This window comes from Mycobacterium sp. 1164985.4 (genome assembly GCF_001668575.1).
GTDB lineage: Bacteria > Actinomycetota > Actinomycetes > Mycobacteriales > Mycobacteriaceae > Mycobacterium.
In genome coordinates this window covers 24,448-42,783 of record NZ_LZMD01000005.1, presented here as the reverse complement: position 1 = coordinate 42,783, position 18,336 = coordinate 24,448, and the positions used below count along the sequence as shown (strand labels likewise).

Genomic DNA, 18,336 nt, shown 5'->3' with positions numbered 1-18,336 from the left:
ACCCGCTCGATCGCGATCACATCGGGCTTGTGGGTGTCCATCCAGTATTCGACGACGTCACTGATCACCAGCAGGCGCCGGTGCAGCGGATCGCCCGACGGGGTGCGGACCACGTCAACGTCGAGCGCGATGACCTGGCGACCCGCGCCGCCCTCGATGAGCGACAGTCCGCAGCGCGTCAACCCGGGGTCGACTCCCATCACCCGCACGTCCGGCCCTTCTGTGAACACCTGTTCGAGAGCTTAGCCGCCCGACGGGCCCGAATCCGACAGGACACGCGCGCTCAGATCACGAACTGACCGCCGCACCCGCCCGCGGCGATCCGCACCGCGGAAACGGCCACCACCGCCTGCTGATCTGCCACTCGGTGCCGCCTGTGTCCCGTACCACTGCCACGCGCCAATTGTGCTTGTGGGACGGCAGAATCCGCGTCCGACGCCCCGAAACCGATGTTTCCCTCGGAAGCAACGCGGCTACGCGACAGAGGACCCTGATCCCGATTCGTGGAGTGATCCCATCCCCATGCCGGACGAGACCGAACTGCAGACCGCAACCAATATCGCCGTCACCATCGCGTGGGCGGCCGGGGCCATCGCCGCCGTATACGTGTTCGGGGTGGTCGTGACCTGGTTGATGGCGCGCATCAGTCGCCGCAGCGCACTGCTCAAGGACATCGAGGTGCTCACCCGTAAGCCGGTGCGCATGCTGCTGATGGTCATCGCGGCGACGGTCGCGGTCCGACGGACGTCGGACACGGCGGACTCGTGGCGCGACTGGGTCGACCACTGGCTGCTCATCCTGATGATCGTGTCGATCACCTGGCTGGTCACCGGGCTGGTCCGCGTCGCCGAGAGGCGCATGATCGCGCGCTACGGCGGTGGCGGCGAGGAGATATCGGACGCCGACCGGCTGTGGCGGCGGGTGCGCACGCAGGTCACGGTGCTGCGCAGGCTCGCGATCGCGATCGTCGTCGTCCTCGGCGGCGCCGCGATCCTGATGACGTTCCCGTCGTTCTCCGACATCGGCACCACAGTGTTCGCCTCCGCCGGTGTGTTGTCGGTGGTCGCCGGTCTGGCCGCGCAGACGTCACTGGGCGCGGTCTTCGCCGGTATGCAGATCGCGTTCTCCGGCGCGATCCGCGTCGGCGACATCGTCCAGCTCGAGAACGGGCAGTGGTGGGGCCGGATCGAGGAGATCACGCTGACCTACGTCGTCGTGCGAATCTGGGACGAGCGCCGCCTAGTGCTGCCGTCGACGTACTTCACGACCGAGCCGTTCGAGAACTGGACCCGAAGCGCCACCGAGATCATGGGCGCGGTCGAGTTCGACGTCGACTTCAACGTCCCGTTCAACGACATGCGCGCCGAGCTGGACCGGCTGCTGGCCGAAAGCGAGCTGTGGGACGGCCGCCGCGGCGTGCTGCAGGTGACCGACGCGGTCGGCGGCGTGGTGCGAGTGCGGATCGTCGTCAGTGCTCGCAACGCCGGCGCGCTCTTCGACCTGCAGTGCGCCGTCCGCGAAGGACTGGTCGCCTGGGTGCAGCGCACCGGCGGAGTGGTGCCGATCAAGCGCATCGAACCGGCGGCGCCCGCTCCCGAGGCGCAGACCGATCGCGAGATCGCGGGCGAGACCAAACGCGTCGCTGCGGGGATGTTCTCGGGCAGCCCGGAGGCCGAGGAACGCGCGAAGGCGTTCGATCACACCATCGAGTGCGAGGACGACGAGCTGGTGCGGAGCAACGGCCGGGGCTGAGCGTTCGTCAGGAAGCGGCTGGCTCCTCGACCGGGTACGTGCCGGCCTGCACCGCCGCCGCGATCTCGTAAACGCGTTCGCCGGAGCGGCGCCAACCGCGCACGCGTTCGCGGCCGATCCGCTCGCCGCCGCGTTCGATCACGACGGTCCACGACACGCCCAGCCACTTCAGCAGCAGCCAGACCGGCCACATCACCATGAACGGCAGCATCAGCAGGAAGAAGACCGCGTCGAGGGTCTCGAATCCGGTCTGCCACGGCAGGGTTCGCCACCACCAGCGCCGCACCGTCACCGTCTCCCCCTCCGGATCGGTCACTGTCACCCTGGCCATGCTGCGGTCTCCGCTCTCTCGTGGTCGTCCCGATAATGGGCCAATGACGTTCGTCGGGCCGGCCGAAGACAGACAGCTCATCCGTGAGCGCCTCGAAATCTACAGCGACGCGGTCACCCGCAAGGACCTCGACGCGTACCTGGCGTGCTGGACCGAGGACGGCCGCAGGACGGGCTCGGGCGGCGAGTGTCACGGCAGGAGCGAACTGCGCGACCACTGGCACGGCATCTTCACGGCCATCGAGCAGATGGCGTTCTTCACCCAGATGGCGTCGGTGACCGTGCGCGGCGACCGCGCGGACGCGCGCTCCTACTGTCTGGAGTTCGTGCGCGTGCGCGACCAGCCGGTGCGCCAACTGGTCGGCGAGTATGTCGACGAGCTCGTACGCGTCGACGGGAATTGGCTTTTCGCCTCCCGCCACTACCGTGTGGCGCTGACGATTTAACCTGGCCCTCTAGTCCTCGTTGTCGAGTTCGGCTGCGACCTCGTCGGAGATGTCGATGTTGGTGTAGACGTCCTGGACGTCGTCGAGGTCTTCGAGCGCGTCGACCAATTTCATGATCTTGCGCGCGCCGTCGGCGTCCAGTGGTACCGACACCGACGGCTCGAACCCGGCCTCGGCCGACTCGTAGTCGATGCCGGCGTCCTGCAGCGCGGTGCGCACCGCGACGAGATCGGTTGGCTCGCAAAGAATCTCGAAGGAGTCGCCGAGATCGTTGACGTCCTCGGCGCCGGCCTCGAGCACCGCCATCAACACGTCGTCCTCGGTGAGGCCGTTCTTGTCGAGGGTGATCACGCCCTTGCGTGAGAAGAGGTAGGACACCGAACCGGGGTCGGCCATATTGCCGCCGTTGCGGGTCATCGCGACGCGGACCTCGCCGGCCGCGCGGTTGCGGTTGTCCGTCAGGCATTCGATCAGCACCGCGACACCGTTGGGGCCATAGCCCTCGTAGGTGATGTTCTGATACTCGGCGCCGCCGGCTTCCTCACCGCTGCCGCGCTTGCGGGCCCGCTCGATGTTGTCGTTGGGCACCGACGACTTCTTGGCCTTCTGGATCGCGTCGTACAGCGTCGGGTTGCCCGCCGGGTCGCCGCCGCCGGTCCGCGCGGCGACCTCGATGTTCTTGATCAATTTGGCGAACATCTTGCCGCGGCGGGCGTCGATGACCGCTTTCTTGTGCTTGGTGGTGGCCCACTTGGAATGGCCGCTCATGCAGGTAGTACCTCTCCTTGCGCTTTCGTGCGCCAAGTTCGTGCGCTGAGTCCGCCCGACGAGTCTACGTGGATGTTTGCGCCCTACCGAACCGCGTCGGGCGACGTCAGCGCGATGACGCGGTAGCCGACGGCGGCCGGCCAGCCGATGTGGCCGTGCACGTGCACCTGCACCCACGTCGGCGCGCCGGTCGGGTCGTCGTGAACGTAGCGGCGCCGTCGACGACCGCGCCCGTCTCGCCGGAAGTCGGCGTCCTCACGCCCTTCGGTGCACTCGGCTTTCTGCACAGCGACTTCGGACATAGTGGTTTGCCGCCAAGCCGGGTGGTGCCGATGCACTTGGTTCGGCGCGCGGTCACCAAGAGTGTGGGAGCTTGACCAGCGGGTCGGTGCTGGGTGGGGGTTCGACTTCGACCAACATCACGGCGGAATCCCCGTATTGCCTGCCCTGTTATGTTTGCCACATTGCTTCGCGGCTTCTTACTCAGCAGTAAGATAGTGTCCATGTCCTTCTCGCTTGAGTTGTCGCCTGATCTCATTCACATCCGGGACTGGGTGCACGAGTTCGCGGCCGACGTCGTCCGCCCCGCAGCTGCGGAGTGGGATGAACGTGAAGAAACGCCCTGGCCGATCATTCAGGAGGCCGCGAAGGTCGGTCTGTACTCGATGGAGTTCTTCGCCGAGCAAGCCGCAGAAGCGTCCGGTCTGGGCATGCTCGTCACGTTCGAAGAGATGTTTTGGGGCGACGCGGGTATTGCGCTGTCGATCCTGGGCACCGGCTTGGCCGCGGCGTCGCTGGCCGCCAACGGCACCCCTGAGCAGGCGGGCGAATGGCTGCCGCAGATGTTCGGCACCGTCAACGAACCGAAAGTCGCGTCGTTCTGCTCATCGGAGCCCGGCGCCGGCTCTGACGTCGGCGCCATTCGAACTCGCGCCCACTACGACGAGGTCAGGGACGAATGGGTGCTCAACGGTGTCAAGACCTGGGCCACCAACGGGGGGATCGCCGAGGTGCACATCGTGGTCGCATCGGTGTACCCGGAACTGGGCACGCGCGGACAGGCTACGTTCATCATTCCGCCGAACACTCCCGGGTTCCGACAGGGGCAGAAGTTCCTCAAGCACGGCATCCGCGCCTCGCACACCGCCGAGGTCGTGCTGGAGGACGTGCGGATCCCCGGACGTTTGATTGTCGGCGGCAGGGAAAAATTCGAGGAGCGGGTCGCGCGGATCCGCGAGGGCAAGAAATCCAAGAGTCAAGCCGCGTTGGCGACGTTCGAGCGCACGCGACCCAGCGTGGGCGCCATGGCGGTCGGCGTGGCCCGTGCTGCATATGAGTACGCGCTCGAGTACGCCGGCCAGCGCGAGCAGTTCGGTAAGAAGATTGGCGAATTCCAGGCCATCGCATTCAAGTTGGCCGACATGAAGGCCCGCATCGACGCCGCCAGGATGCTGGTTTGGCGGGCCGGTTGGATGGCGCGCAACGGCAAGCCGTTCGACAACGCTGAGGGGTCGATGGCCAAGCTGGTCGCGAGCGAGACTGCGGTGTACGTCACCGACGAGGCGATTCAAATCCTCGGCGGCAACGGCTACACCCGCGAGTATCCCGTCGAGCGTATGCACCGCGACGCCAAGATCTTCACGATCTTCGAGGGCACCAGCGAGATTCAGCGTCTAGTGATCGGCCGCGCGGTCACCGGCCTCGAAATCCGCTAGCCTTGTCTGCGACTTGTGAGTGAAAACGTTCGCCTAGCGATCGAAATCACTCACAAATCGCTCGGGAACTAGAGCATGTCGACGAACAGTTTGTGGATGCGACGATCGCCGGTCATCTCCGGATGGAAGGCCGTCGCGAGCCGCTTACCCTGGCGCACCGCGACGATATGACCCGCGGCTTGGGCCAGCACCTCGACATCGGGCCCGACGCGTTCGGCCCACGGCGCGCGGATGAACACGGCGTGCACCGGGCCGTCGACGCCGCCGAAAGCCAGGTCGTCTTCGAACGAGTTGACCTGACGACCAAAGGCATTGCGCCGCACCGTCATATCGATCGCCTTCAGCGGTGTCGCCTCGCGTCCGGCCGCGCCGGCATCCAGGATCTCCGAGGCCAGCAGGATCATGCCCGCGCATGAGCCGTATGCCGGCATGCCGTCGGCCAGCCGCGACCGCAGCGGTTCGAGCAGGTCGAGCTCGCGCAGCAGATGGCTCATCGCGGTGGACTCCCCGCCGGGGATCACCAGCGCGTCGACGGCCTCGAGTTCGCGGACCCGCCGCACCGTTGAGGCCTCCGCCCCGGCCTCACGCAACGCAGCCAGGTGCTCGCGCGTATCGCCTTGCAGCGCAAGGACACCGACGTGTGGAGTACTCACGGTTTGTAGTCGCGCTTGAAGCGGGTCAGTCCCTCTTGCATGACCGCCGCCACCATCTCGCCGTACTGGTTGAAGATCTTGCCCTGGCACAGCGACCGGCCACCGGAGGCCGAAGGCGAGGACTGGTCGTAGAGCAGCCACTCGTCCGCGCGGAATGGACGCATGAACCACATCGCGTGGTCGAGGGAGGCGACCTGCAGGTGTTTGCGCTCCTGCGGGTAGTTCACCTGCGCCGAGCCCAACAGGGTCAGGTCGCTCATGTAGGCCAGCGCGCAGATGTGCAGCACGGGGTCGTCGGGCAGGGGGTCGCGGTGCCTGAACCACACCTGCTGCTGAGATGCCTTGCCCGGCAGCTTGTTCAACGTCTCGCGGGGAATGATCCGCACGTCCCACTCGTCGAACTGGCGGAAGCTGGCGTCGTCGAACACCTCGCTGACCGACGCGTAGTTCGGAATCTCATCGGGTGATGCGGCGACGGGCATCGCGTCCTGGTGCTCGATGCCGCTCTGGTCGGTCTGAAACGACGCCGACATCGAGAAGATGGTCTCGCCGTGCTGGATCGCATTCACCCGACGCGTCACGAACGACCCGCCGTCGCGCAGGCGCTCCACGATGTACACCGTCGGCGCCTTGGCGTCGCCGGGTCGAAGGAAGTAGCCGTGCAGCGAGTGCACCTCGAACTTCGGATCGACCGTGCGCACCGCCGAAACCAGTGACTGCCCCGCGACGTGCCCGCCGAAAGTGCGCTGCAGGAAACCGGATTCGGGGCTGAATACGCTGCCCCGATAGATGTTGACCTCGAGCTGCTCCAGGTCGAGGATCTTCTCGATCGCCATCCGGTTCGCTTACCAGCCGCGTTCGGCGAGCCGGTGAGGTGCCGCGACGTCCTCCACGTTGATGCCGACCATCGGCTCACCCAACCCGCGCGACACCTTCGCCAGCACGTCGGGATCGTCGTAGAACGTCGTGGCCTTCACGATCGCCGCGGCACGCGCCGCGGGATCGCCGGATTTGAAGATGCCCGACCCGACGAACACGCCCTCGGCGCCGAGCTGCATCATCATCGCCGCGTCGGCCGGGGTCGCGATGCCGCCGGCGGTGAACAGCGTCACGGGCAGCTTGCCGGCCCTGGCCACCTCGACCACCAGATCGTAGGGCGCCTGCAGTTCCTTGGCGGCGACATAGAGTTCGTCCTCCGACAGTGACGTGAGCCGTCGGATCTCACCGCCGATCTGACGCATGTGGGTGGTGGCGTTGGACACGTCGCCGGTGCCGGCTTCGCCCTTCGAGCGGATCATCGCCGCGCCCTCGGTGATGCGGCGCAGCGCCTCGCCGAGGTTGGTCGCACCGCACACGAACGGCACGGTGAACTTCCACTTGTCGATGTGGTGGGTGTAGTCGGCGGGGGTCAGCACCTCGGACTCGTCGATGTAGTCGACGCCGAGGCTCTGCAGGATCTGCGCCTCCACGAAGTGGCCGATGCGGACCTTGGCCATCACCGGGATCGTGACCGCCGAGATGATGCCCTCGATGAGATCGGGATCACTCATACGAGCGACACCACCCTGGGCGCGGATGTCGGCGGGCACCCGTTCGAGCGCCATGACCGCCACCGCACCGGCGCCCTCGGCGATCCTGGCCTGCTCGGGCGTGACGACGTCCATGATCACGCCGCCCTTGAGCATCTCGGCCATGCCGCGCTTGACCCGGGCTGTTCCGGTTTGGGTCACCGACCCGTTCGGTGCGGTATCCACTGCTATCTCCTCCGAATCGCTACTGATCCAGTCTAAACGCGGCCGCAAATGTGTTGATTCCGCACTTCAGCGGATCGATTGCAACTGCTGATGCGCACCGCCCCCGCGCGCGTCGGCGACCGCATTGGCCTGTTCCAGCAACTCGCCGAGTTGCAGCGGGTAGACGGTTTCGCCATTGGCGACCAGCTCTTGGATCATTGTCTCATCACACCAGCGATAGCCGTGAATCGTGCGTCGCTCGAGGGCCGTGTGACCGCCGACCGACGGTTCGAACCGCGTCGTGCGGTACACGAAAAAGAGCTCTTCGCTGCGGATCTCCGCACCGTCGAACTCGAACACCGCCTGACGCCGCCACAGCGGTCCGACCAGGTCGGCCGCGGCCACATGCAGACCGGTCTCCTCGCCGATCTCCCGCGCCGCGGCGTCCGCCAGCTCCTCCCCCGGTTCCACCGCACCGCCGACGGTGAACCACCATCGCGGCGCGTCGGCCAGTCCGGGGTCCGAGCCGCGGAACAGCAGCACGGCGCCGGCCTCGTCGAGAAGAACCACTCGCGCCGACGTGCGCCAACTCACCTGCGACCGACCTCCGGTACCGTCTCGGGGCGCTCGACGATCTCGAAATACGTTGGCAGGGCAGCGGTTCCGCCGAGCCGCAGCAGTCGCACCACCGGCCGTTCGCGCAGCGCGAGGGTGTCGCGCACGGCGTCGTTGTGAAAGCGGCGGGCCAGCACGACTCGCGCTTCGGCGTCGGACAGTTCGGTGACCAGAGGCGGCGGCAACGTCGCCAGGTCCACCTGGGCCAGCGCGGCCGACAGGTCGTTCTCCGCGCCCTCACGCCCCGGCCGAGGTGACCGTTCGGCGGCGTCGGCCAGCGCGGCCAGCCGGGCGGCGTCCGGACCCTCGCCGTAGGCGTCGACGGCGACCGCACGGGCGACGACCGCGCGGCGGGCCAATGCGCCGTCGAGCGCCTGCCAGGACAGGTCGTATCGCACGTGCAGGCGGTCCAGCCGGTTGGCCGTTTGCACGGCCCATCCGCCGACCGCCAGGATCAGCACCACCAGCACCGCCAGCGTGATCACGACGATCCAGGTGATCACCGAACGCCTCCGGCCGCCTTCCTGGTCCTCGCTGTTCTCGCGGTCCTGGCCCGGCCGCCGCCGTCACCGCCGGAGACCGTGACCGTGGTGCCCGAGCCCGATACGGTCTCGTACACACGCATGATCTGGCGGGCCACCACCGACCAGTCGTAGCGCCGCACCGCGTGGGTCGCCGCCGCGACGTAACGCTCGCGCACCGCTTCGTCGGCGAGCACCTCGATCAGCCCGTCGGCCAGGGCCGGTGCGTCGTCGACGGGGACCAGGCGGCCCGCCGCCCCGTCGTCGAGCACCTGACGGAACGCGTCGAGGTCGCTGGCCACCACCGCGGTGCCGGCCGCCATCGCCTCGACGAGCACGATGCCGAAGCTTTCGCCGCCGGTGTGCGGTGCGCAGTACACGTCGGCGCTGCGCATCGCCGAGGCCTTGTCCGCGTCGTCGACCTGTCCGAGGAAGCGCAGACGTGAGGCGAGTTCGCCGGCGTCGTCGCGCAATTCGTCCTCGTCGCCGCGGCCGACCACGAGGATCTCGACGTCGGGGAACCGCTCGACCAGCTTCGGCAGCGCGCGCAGCAGCACCGCCATGCCCTTGCGGGGTTCGTCGTAGCGCCCCAGGAACAGCACCGATTTCCCCGCTCGGGGGTAGCCGTCGAGCAGCGGCGCCGACGCGAACGCCGCCACGTCGACACCGTTGGGAATCACCACCGCATCGCTGCCCAAGGCCTCCATCTGCCAGCGACGAGCAAGGTCGGACACCGCGATGCGGCCGACGATCTTCTCGTGCATCGGCCGCAGGATCGGCTCGAAAACGGTGAGCGTCAACGACTTCGTGGTCGAGGTGTGAAATGTCGCGACGATCGGCCCCTCGGCGATGTTGAGCGCCAGCATCGACAGGCTGGGGGCGTTGGGCTCGTGCAGATGCAGCACGTCGAAGTCGCCTTCGGCGAGCCAGCGCTTCACCAGCCGGTGCGTCGCGGGTCCGAACCGCAGGCGCGCGACGGATCCGTTGTAGGGAATCGGCACGGCCTTGCCGCCCGAGACGACGTAGTCGGGCAGCTGGGCACCCGGCGACGACGGTGCGAGCACGCTGACGTGGTGGCCCAGACCGTCCATGACGTCGGCCAGCTGCAGCACGTGTGACTGGACCCCACCGGGCACGTCGAACGAGTACGGGCAGACCATGCCGATTCTCACGGGCTGGCCTCCAGCTTCGCGCGCCGCTCGGCCGACAGGTCGGCCAGCCACTGCGGTTGCATCATGTGCCAGTCGGCGGGATGGGCGGCGATGTTGCGGGCGAACCGGTCGGCCAACGCCTGGGTGATGGCGGGGACGTCGCGCGAGGACGTGTCGATCTCGGGATAGACCCGCATGCCCCAACCATCGCCTTCGAACCAGCAGTGCACCGGGAGCAGCGCCGCCCCGGTCTCGATCGCGAGTTTGGCCGAGCCGGCGGGCATGCGTGTGGGTTCGCCGAAGAAATCCACCTCGACTCCGTTGCGGCTCAGGTCGCGCTCAGCCATCAGGCAGACCGGCCGATTGTCACGTAGCCGTTCGGCGAGGACCTCGAAGGGCGGACGGTCACCGCCGGTCAGGGGGACGACCTCGAAGCCGAGGCCCTCTCGGTATTCGACGAAGCGGTTGTACAGCGACTCGGGTTTGAGCCGTTCGGCGACCGTGGTGAACGTGCCGTAGTTCTGCACCAGCCAGACTCCGGCCATGTCCCAGTTGCCGCTGTGCGGCAGGGACAGCACCGCGCCGCGGCCGGCGTCCAGCGCGGCCCAGACTCGGTCGATGTCGTCCACGACCAACTCCCGGCCGAGCACCTCATGGTCCATCGTCGGCAACCGGAATGCCTCTCGCCAGTATCGGGCGTAGGAGGCCAGCGAAGCACGAATAAGGCCGTCGGGCACCTGCTCGGGCGCCACGCCGACGACCCGCGCCAGGTTCTTGCGCAGCTGTTCGGGCCCGCCGCCACGGGCAGCGAAGTGCGCGCCGGCGTCGAAAGTGTTGCGGGCGAAGAACTCCGGCATCGCGCGCACCACCCGCCAGCCGGCGGCATACCCCCAGTCCGCCAACCGGCCACCCAGAGGGTTGGCACTGGCCGTCGGTCCCGAGGGGGTGGTCGTCACGGCTCACCCGCCTCCGGTTTGTCCCCGCCCGCGGCGGTGGAGTCGGGTTTGGCGATGCGGTCCATCGCCCCGGGAGAGGTGCGCACGCTGTGCACGCGCTGCCCGAGGGTCACCAGGCTGGTCACCGCCAGCACCCACATCGCGATGTGCAGCAGCAACACCACTCCGAAGAGGCCGGATAGACCCGCGCCGACCAGCACGATGATCAGCCGTTCCGGGCGCTCGATCAGGCCGCCCTCCGCCGACAGACCGCTGGCTTCGGCGCGGGCTTTGATGTAGGAGATCACCTGCGACGTCACCAGGCAGATCGCCGTCGCGACGACCAGCGAGGTGCTGTGCATTCCGAACGCGGCCCACCACAGCAGCCCGCAGAAGATGGCGCCGTCGCTGATCCGGTCGCAGGTCGCGTCCAGCACCGCGCCGAAACGGGTGCCGCCACCGCGCTGGCGGGCCATCGCCCCATCGAGCATGTCGGCGAGCACGAAGATCCACACCGCGACCGAACCCCACCACAACTGACCGATCGGGTACAGCGTCAACGCGCTCAACACGGACCCGGCGGTGCCCAGAATCGTGATGCTGTCGGGGGTGAAGCCCGCGCGCAGCGCGCCCTTGGCGATCGGCGTGCTGATCTTTTCGTACGCCGCCCGGGTCATCAGGTAGAAGTTGCTCACTGCTGTCTCGCCCACTCTTTGGCCAGCAGTTCACGGGTCTCACGCAGCAACTGGGGCACCGCCTTCGAGCCGCCGATGATCGTGATGAAGTTCGCGTCTCCGCTCCAGCGCGGCACCACGTGCATGTGCAGGTGGTCGGCCAGCGAACCACCCGCCGACTGACCGAGGTTGAGCCCCACGTTGAACCCGTGCGGGTGCGACACCGCTTTGATCACTCGGATCAGCCTCTGCGTGAACGTGATCAGTTCGAGGCTCTCCTCGGGTGTGAGGTCCTCCAGTTCGGACACTCGACGGTAGGGCACCACCATCGAATGCCCGGGGTTATACGGGTACAGGTTGAGCACGATGTAGACCGACTCGCCGCGGGCGACGACGAGACCCTCCTCGTCGGGCATCGTGGGGATGTCGGTGAACGGCTGACGCGACTTAGCCGAACCCGCCGATCCGCCCTTCATCGGCGCCTCGGCGATGTAACTCATGCGGTGCGGGGTCCACAGCCGCTGCAGATGGTCGGGCTCACCGGCACCGCGGTCGACCACCGTGTGCTCGTTGTCGACGCCGCGGTCGGCGTGCTCTTCGGCGCTCACTTGGCTGTGTCCACCTCGAGCAGTTCGGCTGTGGGAGTGGCGTTCTGCCGGCCCGCGATCCATTCGGTGATCGCCGCAACGGCCTTGTCGCGCGGTACTCCGTTGATCTGGGTGCGGTCCCCGAAGCGGAAGCTGACCGCGCCGGCCTCCACGTCGCGGTCCCCCGCCACCAACATGAAGGGCACCTTCTGGTTGGTGTGGTTGACGATCTTCTTCGCCATGCGGTCGTCGCTGGCGTCCACCTCGGCGCGGATGCCCCTCATCTTCAGTTGCGTCGCAAGGCCGTTCAAGTACGGAATGTGGTCGTCGGCGACCGGAATGCCGACCACTTGGACCGGTGCCAGCCACGCCGGGAACGCGCCCGCGTAGTGCTCGGTGAGGATGCCGAAGAACCGCTCGATCGACCCGAACAGCGCGCGGTGGATCATCACGGGCCGTTGGCGCGAGCCGTCGGCGGCGGTGTACTCCAGCTCGAAACGTTCCGGGAAGTTGAAGTCCAGCTGGATGGTCGACATCTGCCAGCTGCGGCCGAGCGCGTCCTTGACCTGCACCGAGATCTTCGGGCCGTAGAAGGCCGCACCGCCGGGGTCAGGCACGAGGTCGAGCCCGGACGCGGCGCCCACCTCGGCCAGCACATTGGTTGCCTCTTCCCACAGCTCGTCGGAACCGACGAACTTGTCGGGATCCTTGGTCGACAGCTCGAGGTAGAAGTCGGTCAGCCCGTAGTCGGCGAGCAGGTCGAGGATGAACCGCAGCAACGAGGTCAGCTCGTCACGCATCTGGTCGCGGGTGCAGTAGATGTGCGAGTCGTCCATCGTCAGCCCGCGCACTCGCGTCAGACCGTGCACGACGCCGGACAGCTCGTAGCGGTACACCGTGCCGAATTCGAAGAGCCGCAACGGAAGTTCGCGATACGAACGCCCACGCGACCGGAAGATCAGGCAGTGCATGGGGCAGTTCATCGGCTTGAGGTAGTAGTCCTGCCCCGGCTTGCGCACCGTGCCGTCGGGGTTGAGCTCGGCGTCGAGGTGCATCGGCGGGAACATGCCGTCGGAATACCAGTCGAGGTGTCCGGAGATCTTGAACAGCTCGGCCTTGGTGATGTGCGGAGTGTTGACGAACTGGTAGCCGGCCTCGATGTGCTTGCGTCGTGAGTAGTCCTCGAGCTCGCGCCGGATGATTCCGCCTTTGGGGTGGAAAACCGCTAGGCCCGAACCGATTTCGTCGGGGAAACTGAACAGGTCGAGCTCGGCGCCGAGCTTGCGATGGTCGCGGCGCTGAGCCTCCTCGATGAACTCGAGGTACTTGTCGAGGGCTTCCTGCGATTCCCACGCCGTGCCGTAGATGCGTTGCAGGCTGGCGTTGTCCTGGCTGCCCCGCCAGTAGGCGGCCGAGCTGCGGGTCAGCTTGAACGCCGGGATGTACTTCGTCGTCGGGATGTGCGGCCCACGGCAGAGGTCGCCCCATTCCCGTTCGCGGGTACGGGGATTGAGGTTGTCGTAGGCGGTCAACTCGTCACCGCCGACCTCCATCACGTCGGGGTCGCCGGACTTGTCATCGACCAGCTCGAGCTTGTAGGGCTCGTTCGCGAGTTCTTCGCGCGCTTGGTCTTTCGACTCGAAGACGCGGCGGGAGAACAGCTGGCCCTCTTTGACGATCTGACGCATGCGCTTTTCCAGCGCGGCGAGATCTTCGGGGGTGAAGGCCCGCTCGACGTCGAAGTCGTAGTAGAAGCCGTCGGTGATCGGCGGACCGATACCGAGCTTGGCCTCCGGGAAGAGGTCCTGCACGGCTTGCGCCAGGACGTGTGCGGTCGAGTGCCGGATGACGCTGCGACCGTCGTCGGTGTCCGCTGCCACGGGCGTCACCTCGACGTCGGCGTCGGGCGCCCAGGACAGGTCGCGGAGCCGTCCCCCGGCGTCGCGCACGACGACGATCGCATCGGGCGCACCCCTGCTCGGGAGGCCCGCCTCGCGCACCGCCTCCCCCGCGGTCGTCCCGGCAGCGACCCGGATCGGGGCTGCTGAGGTGCGGTTGGGGGCGGCGCTCATCGGTGACTCTCCAGTTCATTGTCAACAGACTCGAGGACGCGACCATGCTATCGGTGCCCGTCGGCGACTTGTGCCGTCAGGACCCGATGCCGAGAGGGCTCTGTAGCAGCTTGTGCTCCAGCCCGACGAGATTGGCGGCGAAGCTGACCGCGCCCAGCAGCCACAGCGTCGCGAACACCACCAGTGCGGTGAACACCCCGCCCATGATCTGCACGGCGGCGTGCTGACGGTGAAACCACTCCATCGCCTTGTCGTAGCGCTCCTTGGCGTACGTGAGCAGCCGTCGCGCCCACTCGAACTCCGTGGCCAGGATTCCGAGGCCGACGAAGACGATGGCCCAGCCCGGCCCCGGATACGGGATCGCGACGATGCCCAGGGCCAGGACCGCGGCACCGACGACGCCGACCGCGATCCGGTAGCCGAAGTTGACCGTTCGCCGTTCGCGCACCCGCTCGCGCCACCGTCCGAGGCGTTGTTTGACGTCGGAGGTGTTCACGGCTGGCCAGGTTTCAACTTGACGAACAACGCGTGCGCCTCGGCGAGCACGATCTCGCCGTCGAGCAACCGCCCGGAGACGAAAATCTTGCGGCCCTCGAGGCGGTCGATGCCCGCCTCCACCTCGAACTCCCTCTCGACGTGCGCGATCTTGCGGTAATCGACATGCAGGAACGCGGTGCGCTGAGCCCTGCTGCCGCTCAGCGTGAACGCGGTGAACCCCAGCAGGGCGTCGAAAAGCTGCGCGACGCTGCCGCCGTGCGCCGCGCCGTTGCGGCCGAGGTGGAAGCGACGGAACTGGGCGGTGCCCTCGATGCGCTGGTCCTCGGTGATGCGCACGTCGAGGGGTATCGCCAAGATGTTGCCGCGGCCGGGCAGGTCCATCCGGCGACCGGACGGTGAGGACCACTCGTCGGCGTAGTACGGGGCGAGCAGCTGCGACACCTTCTCGATCTGGTCGGCCGCCTCGCTGATCACGTCGTCTGGGGCGTCGGCGGCGCGGGCGTGGTCCTGCAGCGTTCGGACGGCGTCGATGAAACGTCCGTAGTCGGGTCCGCCGCGATCGGTGGCGACCGGCGGGTTGAAGCCACCGCCGGAGTGCTGCTCAGAGCTCACCCGTCCACCGTATTGCCTCGGTCAGTCTTCGGACGCTCCGGCTTTGCTCAACGTGTCGAACTCGTCGTCGGTCAGCTCGATCTCGGCGGCGGCCACATTCTCCTCCAGGTGGGCCACCTTGGAGGTGCCGGGGATCGGCAGCATCACCGGCGAGCGCCTGAGCAGCCACGCCAATGCCAGTTGCGATCCGGTGGCGTGGTGCTCGGCGGCGATGCGCTGCAGCGGCCCGTTTGGCGCGGCCAACGGCCCGGCGGCCAGCGGGAACCATGGAATGAAGCCGATTCCCTGGGCCTCGCATGCGTCGAGCACCGGCTCGGCCGAGCGGACACTGACGTTGTACATGTTCTGCACCGTCACAATCGGCGCCACCTTTCGCGCGGCCTCGAGTTGTTCGACGGTGACCTCGGATAGGCCGATGTGTCGGATCTTGCCTTCCTGCTGAAGCTTGAGCAGTTCGCCGATCTGGTCCTCGGCGGGGAATTTGGTGTCGATGCGGTGCAGCTGGAACAGGTCGATGGTGTCGACGCCCAGACGCCGCAGGCTCATCTCGCACTCCTGGCGTAGATACGCGGGGTACCCGAGCACCGGCCATTCGTCGGGGCCGGTGCGCACCAGCCCGGCCTTGGTCGCGACGACGATGCCGTCGTAGGGGTGCAGCGCCTCGCGGATCAGTTCTTCGGAGACGAAGGGGCCGTAGGAGTTCGCGGTGTCGATGAAGTTGACCCCGAGTTCGACGGCGCGTCGCAGCACCCGCAGACATTCGTCGCGGTCCTGCGGGGGACCCCAAACACCCTTGCCCGTCAACCGCATCGCGCCGAAGCCGAGGCGGTTGACGGTGAGATCGCCGAGCGTGAACGTGCCGGATGCTTTCGCGACAGGGGTGGTCATGCCCCGACCGTACGCCGACGATGGCAAGGTGGCGCGGGTGAAGCTCAGCGATCTGACGGCGCTCGCGCTGACGTATCCGGAGGTGGGCGCCACCGCGGGCACGCTGCCGCCCGGGTATCACCATGTGCACAAGACAGCCGTCATCGGCCATGGCCGCGACCGCTTCGAGGACGCCGCGGACGCCGGAATGCGGTGGGGCATGCTGCGCGGTGCCGGGGTGCGGGTCGAGGCGACGACGGAGGTCGCGGAGGTCGGGTCGGAGGTTCTGGTGCATCTCGGCCCGATCGCGGCGCCGTGCCGGGTGGTGTACGTCGTCGACGATCACGACGCCCGGGGGTTCGCGTACGGCACCCTGCCCGGCCACGCGGAGTCGGGCGAAGAGTTGTTCCTGGTCCGCCACGATCCGGCTTCGGGCGAGGTGACGGCGGTGGTCACGGCGTTCTCTCGGCATGCGACCTGGTGGAGCCGGCTGGGTTCGCCCGTGACGTCGCTGGTTCAACGGGTGGTGACCGGACGGTATCTGAGGGCGCTGTAGGACGCGGTACTTGCGGTCCGGGTGAAAATGGGCTGACGGTGGTTTTCTTCACCGATAATTACGGCTTGGCCGCGGGACCGGTTGCGGCCGGCGCGTGATTGAGATCGAGCAAGAAGGACTCCGCATGGTAATGGCGAAGGAACCCGAAGAACGCGAGGACGCGCATCTGCGCATCGCGGAGTTGGTGCGCGGGCTCTACAGCCGCCAGAACGCGGACACCGTCATCGCGGAGTTGGCCGAACACGCGGCGGTCGAGATTCCCGGCGCGCAGTACGCCGGCATCACCGTCACGCGCAAGTCGAAAAGCGTCGAGACCCCGGCGGCCACGCATCTGTATCCGATGCTGCTGGACAAGATCCAGCAGCGTCACCAGGAGGGCCCGTGCCTGACCGCGGCGTGGGAGAAGAAGGTGGTCTACGTCGCCGACCTCCAGACCGATGACCGGTTCCCACGGTATCGCCGAGATGCCTTGGCGGAGACTCCCATTCGCTCCATCATGGCGTTCCAGTTGTTCATCGAGGGCGAGACGATGGGCGCGCTCAACGTCTACTCCGAGGAACCCGACGCCTTCGGCGACGAGTCCAGGAGCCTCGGGCTGGTTTTCGCCGCCCACTCGTCGGTGGCCTGGAACGCCGCACGTCGAGACGAGCAGTTCAGGCAGGCACTGGCGAGCCGGGACACCATCGGCCAGGCGAAAGGCATGATGATGGAACGCTACGGCGTCGACGCGGTGCAGGCGTTCGACCTCCTGCGCAAGCTATCTCAGGACTCCAACGTGCCGCTGCTCAAGATCGCTAACGAGATCGTCGGCCAAGCGCAATCCTGACCTCATCGCGAGATCACGCGCGGAACCTCCGGGTTCGCGGGATCGGTCCTCGGCCGCGGCACCTCAATGCTGTTCTCCTGCACGATGACCGGGTCACCGACCTTGACGTTGTCGAAGTACCACTCGGCGTCTTCGGGGCTGAGGCTGATGCACCCGTGGCTGACGTTCTCGTGGCCGAGCGAATTGATCGCCCACGGCGCCGAATGAACGAAGATGCCGCGGTTGGTGAGCCGGACGGCCCACTCCACGTCGAGTAGGTAGCCGTCGTCCGCGGTGACGGGGATGCCGACACTGCTCGAATCCATCATCACGTCGCGTTCCTTGCCCAACACGGGGAAAGTCCCGACGGGTGTCGGATATTCGGGCCTGCCCATCGAGGCCGGGAAGACGCCCGGCTTGCCGAAGAAGGGGCGGTGGTGCGGCGACGGGAGCTCGTGAGGCGGAACGCCGTCGATGGTGACGGTAAAGGTGTGTTCGGCGATGTTGGCGACACCGACCACCGCGGGACCCGTCGCGATGTTGGTCTTGATACCGCCGACAGACAGCGCGATCGTGCTGTGCGCCGGCCAGAACTGGTCAGGAGCCCATTCAACGGTCCTGGCGTCGAGCCATTCGAACCGTCCAGTCATCGCGGGCGTCGAGGTGATGTCGAGCGAACGCTCGGCGACTGCTCTGTCGACCACAGTGTCCTTGAACGTCACCACTACGGGATGCGCGATACCAACTACTTGACCCTCCGCGGGCGCAATGGAGGCGATGGCGCTTCTCACCGTCTGGGTGGCGGCTGCCGAGCCTTCTACGGCCGGCCCGGCCACCACACTTGAAGCGATGACAACGGCGGCAAGAACACACCGAAGTGCAGCACGCAATCTTGGTGCCTCCCTTGGAATTACAACGATGTCAATATCGTAGGTCAGGCCCGAGCGCTTTACGACCAAGAGCGCGTAGGCAATTCGATCAAGTCTCCATCACGGTTCAGCCACAACACATCGAAATGCGGGAATCTCCAGTGAAGCAATGTGTTT

21 protein-coding genes and 1 pseudogene are annotated in these 18,336 nt (G+C 67.0%); 5 read left to right on the top strand and 17 right to left on the bottom strand.

What is annotated here, in order from left to right:
- Positions 1 to 209, bottom strand: a 209-nt coding sequence (locus A5650_RS00430) for a crossover junction endodeoxyribonuclease RuvC (RefSeq protein WP_197501757.1), incomplete at its 3' end; no start/stop codon positions are given.
- Positions 210 to 522: 313 nt separating this feature from the next.
- Here A5650_RS00430 and A5650_RS00425 point away from each other — a divergent pair.
- Positions 523 to 1,752, top strand: coding sequence for a mechanosensitive ion channel family protein (locus A5650_RS00425; RefSeq protein WP_067285189.1), 1,230 nt, complete (start codon positions 523 to 525; stop codon positions 1,750 to 1,752).
- A gap of 7 nt (positions 1,753 to 1,759) precedes the next feature.
- Here A5650_RS00425 and A5650_RS00420 read toward each other — a convergent pair whose 3' ends face one another.
- Complete coding sequence (locus A5650_RS00420; RefSeq protein WP_067285186.1) at positions 1,760 to 2,083, bottom strand: hypothetical protein; 324 nt, start codon at positions 2,081 to 2,083, stop codon at positions 1,760 to 1,762.
- 43 nt (positions 2,084 to 2,126) lie between these two features.
- On the opposite strand from A5650_RS00420, the gene A5650_RS00415 reads away from it, so the two are divergent.
- On the top strand, positions 2,127 to 2,528 hold the full coding sequence (locus tag A5650_RS00415) for a YybH family protein (RefSeq protein WP_067285184.1): 402 nt from the start codon (positions 2,127 to 2,129) through the stop codon (positions 2,526 to 2,528).
- A 9-nt stretch (positions 2,529 to 2,537) separates the two neighbouring features.
- On the opposite strand, the gene A5650_RS00410 is transcribed toward A5650_RS00415, so the two are convergent.
- Positions 2,538 to 3,296 (bottom strand): YebC/PmpR family DNA-binding transcriptional regulator, encoded by a 759-nt coding sequence (locus tag A5650_RS00410; protein ID WP_067285182.1) that lies wholly within the window; start codon positions 3,294 to 3,296, stop codon positions 2,538 to 2,540.
- A gap of 83 nt (positions 3,297 to 3,379) precedes the next feature.
- Positions 3,380 to 3,598 carry a hypothetical protein gene (locus tag A5650_RS27235; RefSeq protein WP_067285179.1) on the bottom strand — a complete coding sequence of 73 codons (219 nt, stop codon included), beginning with the start codon at positions 3,596 to 3,598 and terminating at the stop codon, positions 3,380 to 3,382.
- 201 nt (positions 3,599 to 3,799) lie between these two features.
- Between A5650_RS27235 and A5650_RS00400 the strand changes: the two genes are divergently transcribed.
- The gene (locus A5650_RS00400; RefSeq protein ID WP_067285177.1) at positions 3,800 to 5,011 is read left to right on the top strand and encodes an acyl-CoA dehydrogenase family protein; all 1,212 of its coding nucleotides are present in this window, start codon (positions 3,800 to 3,802) and stop codon (positions 5,009 to 5,011) included.
- Positions 5,012 to 5,079: 68 nt separating this feature from the next.
- Here the strand turns inward: A5650_RS00400 and pdxT are convergent, their stop codons facing one another.
- The 12 genes and pseudogenes from pdxT to A5650_RS00340 form a co-directional block, all read right to left on the bottom strand.
- Positions 5,080 to 5,664, bottom strand: a complete 585-nt coding sequence (gene pdxT / locus A5650_RS00395) for a pyridoxal 5'-phosphate synthase glutaminase subunit PdxT (protein ID WP_067285174.1) — start codon at positions 5,662 to 5,664, stop codon at positions 5,080 to 5,082.
- The gene (gene tesB, locus A5650_RS00390; protein WP_067285172.1) at positions 5,661 to 6,500 is read right to left on the bottom strand and encodes an acyl-CoA thioesterase II; all 840 of its coding nucleotides are present in this window, start codon (positions 6,498 to 6,500) and stop codon (positions 5,661 to 5,663) included. The genes pdxT and tesB overlap by 4 nt, the downstream gene beginning before the upstream one ends.
- A 9-nt stretch (positions 6,501 to 6,509) precedes the next feature.
- Entirely contained in the window at positions 6,510 to 7,418 is a 909-nt protein-coding gene (gene pdxS, locus A5650_RS00385; RefSeq protein ID WP_059164661.1) for a pyridoxal 5'-phosphate synthase lyase subunit PdxS, read from the bottom strand.
- A gap of 66 nt (positions 7,419 to 7,484) precedes the next feature.
- Positions 7,485 to 8,512: pseudogene (locus A5650_RS00380) on the bottom strand (NUDIX hydrolase).
- Entirely contained in the window at positions 8,512 to 9,705 is a 1,194-nt protein-coding gene (locus A5650_RS00375) for a glycosyltransferase family 4 protein (protein ID WP_067285170.1), read from the bottom strand. The pseudogene A5650_RS00380 and the gene A5650_RS00375 overlap by 1 nt, the downstream one beginning before the upstream one ends.
- Positions 9,702 to 10,640 carry a phosphatidylinositol mannoside acyltransferase gene (locus A5650_RS00370; RefSeq protein ID WP_067285168.1) on the bottom strand — a complete coding sequence of 313 codons (939 nt, stop codon included), beginning with the start codon at positions 10,638 to 10,640 and terminating at the stop codon, positions 9,702 to 9,704. The genes A5650_RS00375 and A5650_RS00370 overlap by 4 nt, the downstream gene beginning before the upstream one ends.
- Positions 10,637 to 11,314, bottom strand: coding sequence for a phosphatidylinositol phosphate synthase (gene pgsA / locus A5650_RS00365; RefSeq protein ID WP_067285166.1), 678 nt, complete (start codon positions 11,312 to 11,314; stop codon positions 10,637 to 10,639). The genes A5650_RS00370 and pgsA overlap by 4 nt, the downstream gene beginning before the upstream one ends.
- Positions 11,311 to 11,901, bottom strand: a complete 591-nt coding sequence (locus A5650_RS00360; protein ID WP_067285164.1) for an ATP adenylyltransferase — start codon at positions 11,899 to 11,901, stop codon at positions 11,311 to 11,313. Before A5650_RS00360 ends, pgsA begins: the two co-directional genes overlap by 4 nt.
- Positions 11,898 to 13,952, bottom strand: coding sequence for a threonine--tRNA ligase (gene thrS, locus A5650_RS00355; RefSeq protein WP_067285162.1), 2,055 nt, complete (start codon positions 13,950 to 13,952; stop codon positions 11,898 to 11,900). The genes A5650_RS00360 and thrS overlap by 4 nt, the downstream gene beginning before the upstream one ends.
- Before the next feature lie 76 nt (positions 13,953 to 14,028).
- Positions 14,029 to 14,448 (bottom strand): TIGR02611 family protein, encoded by a 420-nt coding sequence (locus tag A5650_RS00350; protein WP_067285160.1) that lies wholly within the window; start codon positions 14,446 to 14,448, stop codon positions 14,029 to 14,031.
- Positions 14,445 to 15,062 carry a PaaI family thioesterase gene (locus tag A5650_RS00345; RefSeq protein ID WP_067285157.1) on the bottom strand — a complete coding sequence of 206 codons (618 nt, stop codon included), beginning with the start codon at positions 15,060 to 15,062 and terminating at the stop codon, positions 14,445 to 14,447. Before A5650_RS00345 ends, A5650_RS00350 begins: the two co-directional genes overlap by 4 nt.
- Before the next feature lie 21 nt (positions 15,063 to 15,083).
- Complete coding sequence (locus A5650_RS00340) at positions 15,084 to 15,950, bottom strand: aldo/keto reductase (RefSeq protein ID WP_067285155.1); 867 nt, start codon at positions 15,948 to 15,950, stop codon at positions 15,084 to 15,086.
- A 37-nt stretch (positions 15,951 to 15,987) separates the two neighbouring features.
- On the opposite strand from A5650_RS00340, the gene A5650_RS00335 reads away from it, so the two are divergent.
- Positions 15,988 to 16,485 carry a DUF1990 domain-containing protein gene (locus A5650_RS00335; RefSeq protein ID WP_067285194.1) on the top strand — a complete coding sequence of 166 codons (498 nt, stop codon included), beginning with the start codon at positions 15,988 to 15,990 and terminating at the stop codon, positions 16,483 to 16,485.
- Between the two features lie 130 nt (positions 16,486 to 16,615).
- The gene (locus tag A5650_RS00330; RefSeq protein WP_197501754.1) at positions 16,616 to 17,311 is read left to right on the top strand and encodes a GAF and ANTAR domain-containing protein; all 696 of its coding nucleotides are present in this window, start codon (positions 16,616 to 16,618) and stop codon (positions 17,309 to 17,311) included.
- A gap of 2 nt (positions 17,312 to 17,313) precedes the next feature.
- Here A5650_RS00330 and A5650_RS00325 read toward each other — a convergent pair whose 3' ends face one another.
- Positions 17,314 to 18,180: a L,D-transpeptidase gene (locus tag A5650_RS00325; protein WP_067285153.1), complete on the bottom strand. Its 867-nt coding sequence runs from the start codon at positions 18,178 to 18,180 to the stop codon at positions 17,314 to 17,316.
- Positions 18,181 to 18,336 lie beyond the last annotated feature (156 nt).

Excerpts from the sequence above, each read along its gene's own strand:
- A5650_RS00425 (WP_067285189.1), top strand. The coding sequence starts at position 523 with ATGCCGGACGAGACCGAACTGCAGACCGCAACCAATATCGCCGTCACC.
- A5650_RS00420 (WP_067285186.1), bottom strand. The coding sequence starts at position 2,083 with ATGGCCAGGGTGACAGTGACCGATCCGGAGGGGGAGACGGTGACGGTG.
- A5650_RS00415 (WP_067285184.1), top strand. The coding sequence starts at position 2,127 with ATGACGTTCGTCGGGCCGGCCGAAGACAGACAGCTCATCCGTGAGCGC.
- A5650_RS00410 (WP_067285182.1), bottom strand. The coding sequence starts at position 3,296 with ATGAGCGGCCATTCCAAGTGGGCCACCACCAAGCACAAGAAAGCGGTC.
- A5650_RS27235 (WP_067285179.1), bottom strand. The coding sequence starts at position 3,598 with ATGTCCGAAGTCGCTGTGCAGAAAGCCGAGTGCACCGAAGGGCGTGAG.
- A5650_RS00400 (WP_067285177.1), top strand. The coding sequence starts at position 3,800 with ATGTCCTTCTCGCTTGAGTTGTCGCCTGATCTCATTCACATCCGGGAC.
- tesB (WP_067285172.1), bottom strand. The coding sequence starts at position 6,500 with ATGGCGATCGAGAAGATCCTCGACCTGGAGCAGCTCGAGGTCAACATC.
- thrS (WP_067285162.1), bottom strand. The coding sequence starts at position 13,952 with ATGAGCGCCGCCCCCAACCGCACCTCAGCAGCCCCGATCCGGGTCGCT.
- A5650_RS00340 (WP_067285155.1), bottom strand. The coding sequence starts at position 15,950 with ATGACCACCCCTGTCGCGAAAGCATCCGGCACGTTCACGCTCGGCGAT.
- A5650_RS00330 (WP_197501754.1), top strand. The coding sequence starts at position 16,616 with ATGGCGAAGGAACCCGAAGAACGCGAGGACGCGCATCTGCGCATCGCG.